Source organism: Pseudomonas fluorescens (genome assembly GCF_902497745.1).
GTDB lineage: Bacteria > Pseudomonadota > Gammaproteobacteria > Pseudomonadales > Pseudomonadaceae > Aquipseudomonas > Aquipseudomonas fluorescens_BM.
In genome coordinates, this window is the sequence record NZ_CABVHJ010000045.1 from 2501 (window position 1) to 5349 (window position 2849).

At 51.8% G+C, this 2849-nt stretch carries 1 rRNA gene (cut by a window edge); it reads left to right on the forward strand.

The features are described from left to right. Positions 1-2829, forward strand: a 23S ribosomal RNA gene (locus F8N44_RS30965); it begins 65 nt to the left of the window's first position. The last annotated feature ends 20 nt before the right edge of the window (positions 2830-2849 follow it).

Consider the following 2849-nt stretch of genomic DNA (forward strand, 5'->3'; position numbering starts at 1 on the left):
CTGCGAAAAGCTTCGGGGAGTCGGCAAACAGACTTTGATCCGGAGATGTCTGAATGGGGGAACCCAGCCATCATAAGATGGTTATCTTGTACTGAATACATAGGTGCAAGAGGCGAACCAGGGGAACTGAAACATCTAAGTACCCTGAGGAAAAGAAATCAACCGAGATTCCCTTAGTAGTGGCGAGCGAACGGGGACTAGCCCTTAAGTGGCTTTGAGATTAGCGGAACGCTCTGGAAAGTGCGGCCATAGTGGGTGATAGCCCTGTACGCGAAAATCTCTTGGTCATGAAATCGAGTAGGACGGAGCACGAGAAACTTTGTCTGAATATGGGGGGACCATCCTCCAAGGCTAAATACTACTGACTGACCGATAGTGAACTAGTACCGTGAGGGAAAGGCGAAAAGAACCCCGGAGAGGGGAGTGAAATAGATCCTGAAACCGTATGCGTACAAGCAGTGGGAGCAGACTTTGTTCTGTGACTGCGTACCTTTTGTATAATGGGTCAGCGACTTATTTTCAGTGGCGAGCTTAACCGAATAGGGGAGGCGTAGCGAAAGCGAGTCTTAATAGGGCGTCTAGTCGCTGGGAATAGACCCGAAACCGGGCGATCTATCCATGGGCAGGTTGAAGGTTGGGTAACACTAACTGGAGGACCGAACCGACTACCGTTGAAAAGTTAGCGGATGACCTGTGGATCGGAGTGAAAGGCTAATCAAGCTCGGAGATAGCTGGTTCTCCTCGAAAGCTATTTAGGTAGCGCCTCATGTATCACTGTAGGGGGTAGAGCACTGTTTCGGCTAGGGGGTCATCCCGACTTACCAAACCGATGCAAACTCCGAATACCTACAAGTGCCGAGCATGGGAGACACACGGCGGGTGCTAACGTCCGTCGTGAAAAGGGAAACAACCCAGACCGTCAGCTAAGGTCCCAAAGTTATGGTTAAGTGGGAAACGATGTGGGAAGGCTTAGACAGCTAGGAGGTTGGCTTAGAAGCAGCCACCCTTTAAAGAAAGCGTAATAGCTCACTAGTCGAGTCGGCCTGCGCGGAAGATGTAACGGGGCTCAAACCATACACCGAAGCTACGGGTATCATCTTCGGATGATGCGGTAGAGGAGCGTTCTGTAAGCCTGTGAAGGTGAGTTGAGAAGCTTGCTGGAGGTATCAGAAGTGCGAATGCTGACATGAGTAACGACAATGGGTGTGAAAAACACCCACGCCGAAAGACCAAGGTTTCCTGCGCAACGTTAATCGACGCAGGGTTAGTCGGTCCCTAAGGCGAGGCTGAAAAGCGTAGTCGATGGAAAACAGGTTAATATTCCTGTACTTCTGGTTATTGCGATGGAGGGACGGAGAAGGCTAGGCCAGCTTGGCGTTGGTTGTCCAAGTTTAAGGTGGTAGGCTGAGATCTTAGGTAAATCCGGGATCTTAAGGCCGAGAGCTGATGACGAGTGTTCTTTTAGAACACGAAGTGGTTGATGCCATGCTTCCAAGAAAAGCTTCTAAGCTTCAGGTAACCAGGAACCGTACCCCAAACCGACACAGGTGGTTGGGTAGAGAATACCAAGGCGCTTGAGAGAACTCGGGTGAAGGAACTAGGCAAAATGGCACCGTAACTTCGGGAGAAGGTGCGCCGGTGAGGGTGAAGGACTTGCTCCGTAAGCTCATGCCGGTCGAAGATACCAGGCCGCTGCGACTGTTTATTAAAAACACAGCACTCTGCAAACACGAAAGTGGACGTATAGGGTGTGACGCCTGCCCGGTGCCGGAAGGTTAATTGATGGGGTTAGCTAACGCGAAGCTCTTGATCGAAGCCCCGGTAAACGGCGGCCGTAACTATAACGGTCCTAAGGTAGCGAAATTCCTTGTCGGGTAAGTTCCGACCTGCACGAATGGCGTAACGATGGCGGCGCTGTCTCCACCCGAGACTCAGTGAAATTGAAATCGCTGTGAAGATGCAGTGTATCCGCGGCTAGACGGAAAGACCCCGTGAACCTTTACTATAGCTTTGCACTGGACTTTGAATTTGCTTGTGTAGGATAGGTGGGAGGCTTTGAAGCGTGGACGCCAGTTCGCGTGGAGCCATCCTTGAAATACCACCCTGGCAACTTTGAGGTTCTAACTCAGGTCCGTTATCCGGATCGAGGACAGTGTATGGTGGGTAGTTTGACTGGGGCGGTCTCCTCCTAAAGAGTAACGGAGGAGTACGAAGGTGCGCTCAGACCGGTCGGAAATCGGTCGTAGAGTATAAAGGCAAAAGCGCGCTTGACTGCGAGACAGACACGTCGAGCAGGTACGAAAGTAGGTCTTAGTGATCCGGTGGTTCTGTATGGAAGGGCCATCGCTCAACGGATAAAAGGTACTCCGGGGATAACAGGCTGATACCGCCCAAGAGTTCATATCGACGGCGGTGTTTGGCACCTCGATGTCGGCTCATCACATCCTGGGGCTGAAGCCGGTCCCAAGGGTATGGCTGTTCGCCATTTAAAGTGGTACGCGAGCTGGGTTTAGAACGTCGTGAGACAGTTCGGTCCCTATCTGCCGTGGACGTTTGAGATTTGAGAGGGGCTGCTCCTAGTACGAGAGGACCGGAGTGGACGAACCTCTGGTGTTCCGGTTGTCACGCCAGTGGCATTGCCGGGTAGCTATGTTCGGGAAAGATAACCGCTGAAAGCATCTAAGCGGGAAACTTGCCTCAAGATGAGATCTCACTGGAACCTTGAGTTCCCTGAAGGGCCGTCGAAGACTACGACGTTGATAGGTTGGGTGTGTAAGCGCTGTGAGGCGTTGAGCTAACCAATACTAATTGCCCGTGAGGCTTGACCATATAACACCCAAGCAATTTGC